The 6677-nt window shown below is 40.3% G+C and carries 4 protein-coding genes, 2 rRNA genes and 1 pseudogene; 2 read left to right on the top strand and 5 right to left on the bottom strand.

The genetic code is table 11. The features are described 5' to 3' along the window. Positions 1-628, bottom strand: a pseudogene (locus L650_RS0106075) (CHAD domain-containing protein); the annotation flags it as partial. Between the two features lie 260 nt (positions 629-888). On the opposite strand from L650_RS0106075, the gene L650_RS24505 reads away from it, so the two are divergent. Beyond that, a complete protein-coding gene (locus L650_RS24505; RefSeq protein WP_223230547.1) occupies positions 889-1473 on the top strand; it encodes a hypothetical protein in 585 nt (194 codons plus the stop codon). Further along, a complete protein-coding gene (locus L650_RS0106070) occupies positions 1440-2975 on the top strand; it encodes a putative bifunctional diguanylate cyclase/phosphodiesterase (RefSeq protein WP_223230546.1) in 1536 nt (511 codons plus the stop codon). The genes L650_RS24505 and L650_RS0106070 overlap by 34 nt, the downstream gene beginning before the upstream one ends. A gap of 25 nt (positions 2976-3000) precedes the next feature. On the opposite strand, the gene L650_RS0106065 is transcribed toward L650_RS0106070, so the two are convergent. The 4 genes from L650_RS0106065 to L650_RS0106050 form a co-directional block, all read right to left on the bottom strand. Continuing rightward, complete coding sequence (locus tag L650_RS0106065; protein ID WP_029772532.1) at positions 3001-3465, bottom strand: hypothetical protein; 465 nt, start codon at positions 3463-3465, stop codon at positions 3001-3003. Further along, complete coding sequence (locus L650_RS0106060; protein WP_029772531.1) at positions 3465-4658, bottom strand: hypothetical protein; 1194 nt, start codon at positions 4656-4658, stop codon at positions 3465-3467. The genes L650_RS0106065 and L650_RS0106060 overlap by 1 nt, the downstream gene beginning before the upstream one ends. A 385-nt stretch (positions 4659-5043) precedes the next feature. Continuing rightward, positions 5044-5158: ribosomal RNA gene (gene rrf / locus L650_RS0106055) — 5S ribosomal RNA — on the bottom strand. A 202-nt stretch (positions 5159-5360) separates the two neighbouring features. Then, positions 5361-6677: ribosomal RNA gene (locus tag L650_RS0106050) — 23S ribosomal RNA — on the bottom strand; the annotation flags it as partial.

Below are 6677 nucleotides of genomic sequence, written 5' to 3'. Positions count from 1 at the left end.
CCAACGTCCGTATTCAACACGGTCAAATACATCGCCTAAAATACGGTACATGCCATACCACTGCCAAAAGCTAATACCATTACTATTAGTTTGCCAGTTACCGTAATTAGGGTTGCCCACCAATTGATTACCCTCGCCTGCGCCCTCCGCTTCTTTACTAATAGCACCAACGCGCGCAAGGCTGCCCTTAGACATATCNTAGCATATTAATCGGGTCCGTTAACGCATCAGAAAACAGCGTAGGCTTAGCCGCCTCACGTAGTAAATCAATACTGTGTAGCGTATCTTCGTAAGGAGGGATTAAATAAGTGCCTTTAATATCTTTAAGTCGTTGTGTTAAACCACTGTAAAGGGCACCCTGCCTTGTAGCATCAAGGGTAATTACATCAACAACCTGACTAAGTTCTGGCTGTTGCTGTTTAAGGAGTTTGCCATATTCTTTAAGCAATACAGCATTACGTATAGTCCCATTATCAAGCGCGGTACCAAGCTGTGCAAGCTCAACATCTGCCTTTTTAATAGACTCTTGAATTGTTTGTTGTAGTTGCTCTTCTTTAGATTGACAACCCATAAGCACTGCAAACAAACAAAACAGGCTCATAAGTTTCCAAGCTTTTATATTCGACATTCATGTCACCTGATTTAATAAATAACCGCATTAGTCTTACACAGGTCACTTATTAAGCCAAGAATGAAATTGCAACAAAGTAAGTCTGCCTAAAATAAAATAACCAGCTATAGTTACTCTATGAATTTAAACACATTCTTTTACTTACAAATTTAGTAAGTAACATCAGCGCTACGCGTAAGCCTTCTATTAATAAATAACAACAATAAGTAATAACTCTTTTAGTGAAAGAGCATGACAGTAAGAAGGGATTTGGCTAAATGTTTCATAGTATTCGTAACAAATTTATTATTATTACGACTTGTCTAATCGTACTAAGCGCTAGTTTTGTTTTTTATTTAGCTATTAATGAGCACGAGGATTTATACCGCCAATCAGTTGAAGAAAACCTCGATGCTATGTCATCAAATATTTCAGATAATTTGTTACGTGTTATGTCGCAAGAGATAGATTTATTTTCTATTACAACTGAGCTTTTGGGGTTAGATAGGTACGAGCACATAAAGTTTGTAAATGTATTTGATAGTAATTGGCAGCTAATACAGTCCTACGTGCACCCTAATTACTTAAAGTTCGAGGATTTTTCTCCACAGCTAAAGGGCATCAAACCACAAAGTTTGCCCCGTACCGTCAGTGTTACTAATCAAGGCTTAGTTGCCTTAAAAACAATTGGTGAGGAGCAGTTCCCTGTAGGCTACTTATTAATTGTTCAGGATTTTAATAAGCCCCTCAATGAAAGCAAAGCGAGCTTATTTTATAGTGCAGCCCCTATCGTTATTTTTAGTATCGTGATCACCATCATCATCTCTTTTTGGATATACCAACATTTATTAACCCGCTATTAAAACTTTCTAAATTTACACAAAAAGTAGAAAAAACAACTAACTATCAACTCCAATACCAGGGCTCAGGCAACGACGAAGTATCGCAACTTGGCAAAGATATTAATAACTTACTTAACACTATTAATGCCCAAGTGCTCACTAATCAAAAAAACACCGCACAACTACTAAAGCAAAAGCAATCAATGGAGCACTTAGCTAACTTCGATATATTAACTGGCTTACCTAATCGCATGTTTATTATGGGCTTACTAAAAGAAGAATTAACACGCTGTAAAAATAATCATCAAGATATAGCAATTATGTTTTTTGACGTAGATAGCTTTAAAGGTGTTAACGATACACTTGGCCATGAAACGGGCGACCTACTTTTAAAGGCGGTCGCTAGTAATATTAAAAAGCACTTACGCGAAAACGATGTTATTGCACGCTTAGGGGGTGATGAGTTTTTAATAATGCTGCGTAATATAAATAATTACACCGACGTTATTAATATTGCGGAGCAAATTATCAGCTCAATGCAAACGCCTTTTACTATTAACCAGTGGGATATACCCACCGGGGTAAGTATTGGTATTGCCCATGCTAAAGAGGCCGAGTTTGACATTAATACGTTAATTAGTAATGCAGATATCGCAATGTATGCCTCAAAAGAAAAAGGTAAAGGATCGTACACTGTTTTCCATAGAAAAATGTTAGAAAACAGCAAGAGAATGGCTCAAGTGGCTAATTTAATTAGTCATGCAATTGCGCAAAATGAGTTTGAAGTTGTGTATCAGTTAAAAATAGCTGCCAATGGTGAGGCTAATGGCCTTGAAGCCCTTATTAGGTGGCAAAGTGAAGAGCTTGGCTTTATTTCACCAGGCGAATTTATACCCATTGCAGAGCAAGCAGGTAAAATAAAAGCGATCACGCAGTGGGTTGTCTCCAGGGTATTTCAAGATTTACCCACACTAAAGCAAACTATAGGCAACCATGTACTCGTTTCTTTAAATCTATCGAGCCATGATCTTAAAGATAATCACTTTATTGATGTTGTAAAAAATAAATTGGTTAAATACAACGTCGACATTGCAAATATCCAGTTTGAAATAACCGAATCAAGCTATCTCGATAATTTTGAAAACTCCAATGAATTCTTTAATCAAATAAAACAAATGGGCGGGTCTATAGCCCTTGATGATTTTGGAACGGGTTATTCATCGCTAAGCTACCTGACAAAAATAGATATCGATACCATCAAAATTGACCGTATGTTCGTTAATCAATTTGACAGCTCAGAAAAGGATGCGGCGGTATTAAAGGCCATACTCGATTTAAGTAAACGCCTAGGTTTAAAAGTATGTAGTGAGGGTATAGAAACAGCCAGCCAAGCTAACTACCTAATTAAAAATGGCAGTGATGAAATGCAAGGGTATTATTTTGCAAAGCCTGTAGCCATAGCAAACATTCAAGCAGCTAAAGCCCAAGCAAAAGAGGCATTAAAAGCGCTAACTTTAAAATAAATCAGCGCTACTAGTTAACCATAAATTAAGGCGCTAGCGTTACAACAGTTAGCTCGTCCGGAATTTTTGTATCAGCAGGTAAATAAGCAACTGCATTTTCTTCTTTCAATAAATACGCAATAATTTCTTTAGTCGAGCTAAACTCTAAGGGTGGCTTGCTACGCCCTGTAAATCTCATCTGAGCCCAATAAGCCTGAATTCTGGATTCGGTTAAGCCAACCAATTTCGTATTAAAGTCGATTCGTAACGGGTTTCCGGCGGGTAAATTTACTGCTTTAAATTGACGACTCATCGCGCCGCCCATATAAATATGGCGAACTTGCTGCTTACTCAAAGCTAAGTTTTTATTGGCCGTATTAACAACAATGATCACTTTAGTGGTGTGGCTATTATCCGCGTAGGCTTGTACGCTAATAAACAATAATGACCAAGTAAAAATACACAGCAGTATTATATGTCTAATCACGTAAGTTAACTTAGAGTACATCATCAAAATACCCAATCTAAGCCAATAAGGTAAAGATTCGTTTTTCTATTAAAGCTAACATCCTCAGGGATAACAAAAAAAGAATTACTAACCTCATCGCCCTCTAAAGCAGATACTTCCGCCTTTAATGCCAGATTAGGTAGCACATCCCATCGTATACCAAGTGTCCATGTTTTTAGTGAGTCGGGTGCCGACTCTGCAAACACGCTGTTATAAGCCTGTGCCAGCTGATCAAACTCTACATTAGCACCAATAGGGATTTCATTCTGATTGGCATTAATTTCTACATCGCTGTCTGCAAAGGTTAAATGATAAGTAAAAGGTGCATCGTTATAGCCTACGGTTAAGTAATAGCTTTGTATAATCGGAATTATATCTAACTGTGTTTTAATCTTTACCCACTCACCTCTAAAAAAATAATCTAAATTATCATAAATAACACCAAATTGATCTGCATGCGCACTGCCCTGCGTTGTCAGCGATGCTGCACTTTGGCTAAAATTAAAATTCTCTAAAATATCTTGTAGTTGGTTAATCGATTTAAGATCTAACGCTATGTTACCGTTATACCTAGAAGCCCTAAATTCTATATTTTCAATATTCAACTTCCCTATCACACCCACTAAATTATCCACCTCAAAGCCTGTTTTAAAAGGGCCTATGCCAATACTTCCCGACTCTTCGCCATAGTACCCTTCAATACTGATATCAAAGTCATCTGAGCCAAATTTGTAAATAGCATCAATACCATTAAATGTTTTAAATAAGTACGTGTCGTATACTTGTTGTGGCGGATTGATCCATGGGTATGCAAACCCTACATCAGAGAAGTCGCTCATTGTAAAAAATGGGGTTCGCAGCTTACCGATTTTTATCTGTAGGTTTGTTGTGGGCCTATAAGTTAAATACAGCCATTCAAGTCCACTCTCACCAGATACCGTTGTGCTATCGGATCTAAATAATCCTTGTGCTGTCACTGACCAGTTTGTATTAAACTGATACTCAGCTTGAAGACCTATTAAACTTGATGGTGAAAAGTTAAGACTGTCATCGTAGCCTCTATATTCGACATCTTTTTCATCTAAATAACCACCAATAACACGCGCGTAGCCTGAAAAATCAAACTCACCCGATTTAGCCGGTAAATGGTGTAGGCTGACGATTAAAACGAATATCTGAAATATTTTATTTCGCATAGACACTCAGCAACCTATATAAAAAAGCGCTGAATATTAAAAAGTAACGACATTTTATAATTCTGCAGAATAATTATTATGAGGTATAACTATAGTCAAAGTTAAAGAGTGTGGATCAAAATAGTCTGAACTATAAGCTATTATTTTTATACATCTTAATAGATTAGTTAAGTTAAGAGACTTGCGTGTACTGTAATACCAATTCGCTTAATTAAGTGATCTATTTTGAGTTCTGTGGTGTGTGTTTCATCCGCGGGTTTCGTGATACTCAACCCACGCTACGGAGGTGATGGAGACTGTGCGAATAATATCTGGAATGTATTTTTACTTTTCTGCGGACGTAAAAAAGCCAGACTCTTTCGAGTCGGGCTTTCTTGTATTTGGAGCCTGGCAATGTCCTACTTTCACATAGCAAATGCTACACTATCATCGGCGCTGTTTCGTTTCACTACTGAGTTCGGCATGGGGTCAGGTGGGTCCAAAACGCTATGGTTACCAAGCAAATTAGGTGCAAAGGATTAAGGACAAGCACGTAGTGCTTCTTTTTCCTTTGCGCAAGGTGCCTCAACTTTAACGCTACGCGCTAAGAGTCACCTCATAAATTTGGAAAATTCTGATAATATTTTTTAAGTCTAAGTATCTATCTACTTTAGCTATTAACTTCTGTCGCTTGTTTCTGTCACAAAACGCGTTTGGCGTTGTATGGTTAAGCCTCACGGGTAATTAGTACAAGTTAGCTTAATGGCTCACACCACTTCCACATCTTGCCTATCAACGTTGTAGTCTTCAACGGCCCTTCAGAGACTTTAAAAGTCTAGTGAGAAATCATCTCGAGGCCTGCTTCGCGCTTAGATGCTTTCAGCGCTTATCAGTTCCGAACGTAGCTACCGGGCAATGCCATTGGCATGACAACCCGAACACCAGCGGTTCGTTCACTCCGGTCCTCTCGTACTAGGAGCAACCCCTCTCAATTCTCAAACGCCCACGGCAGATAGGGACCGAACTGTCTCACGACGTTCTAAACCCAGCTCGCGTACCACTTTAAATGGCGAACAGCCATACCCTTGGGACCGACTTCAGCCCCAGGATGTGATGAGCCGACATCGAGGTGCCAAACACCGCCGTCGATATGAACTCTTGGGCGGTATCAGCCTGTTATCCCCGGAGTACCTTTTATCCGTTGAGCGATGGCCCTTCCATTCAGAACCACCGGATCACTATGACCTACTTTCGTACCTGCTCGACGTGTCTGTCTCGCAGTTAAGCTGGCTTCTACCATTACACTAACCGTACGATGTCCGACCGTACTTAGCCAACCTTCGTGCTCCTCCGTTACTCTTTGGGAGGAGACCGCCCCAGTCAAACTACCCACCAGGCACTGTCCGTAACCCCGATTCAGGGGCCAACGTTAGAACATCAAAACTACAAGGGTGGTATTTCAAGGACGACTCCACAACAACTAGCGTCGCTGCTTCAAAGTCTCCCACCTATCCTACACATGTAGGTTCAATGTTCAGTGCCAAGCTGTAGTAAAGGTTCACGGGGTCTTTCCGTCTAGCCGCGGGTACACAGCATCTTCACTGCGATTTCAATTTCACTGAGTCTCGGGTGGAGACAGCGTGGCCATGGTTACACCATTCGTGCAGGTCGGAACTTACCCGACAAGGAATTTCGCTACCTTAGGACCGTTATAGTTACGGCCGCCGTTTACCGGGGCTTCGATCAAGAGCTTCGTCCGAAAACTAACCCCATCAATTAACCTTCCGGCACCGGGCAGGTGTCACACCGTATACGTCATCTTGCGATTTTGCACAGTGCTGTGTTTTTAATAAACAGTCCCAGCCACCTGGTCACTGCGGCTCCCGTCCGCTTAGAGAGCAAGTCTCATCACAGATAGGAGCGTACCTTCTCCCGAAGTTACGGTACGATTTTGCCTAGTTCCTTCACCCGAGTTCTCTCAAGCGCCTTAGTATTCTCTACCTGACCACCTGTGTCGGTTTGGGGTACGATTCGGTATAA

This window comes from Pseudoalteromonas sp. TB51, assembly GCF_000498055.1.
GTDB classification, from domain to species: Bacteria; Pseudomonadota; Gammaproteobacteria; order Enterobacterales; family Alteromonadaceae; genus Pseudoalteromonas; species Pseudoalteromonas atlantica.
Note: the sequence above shows the minus strand (reverse complement) of the source record. Positions and strands in the feature narration are given on the sequence as shown.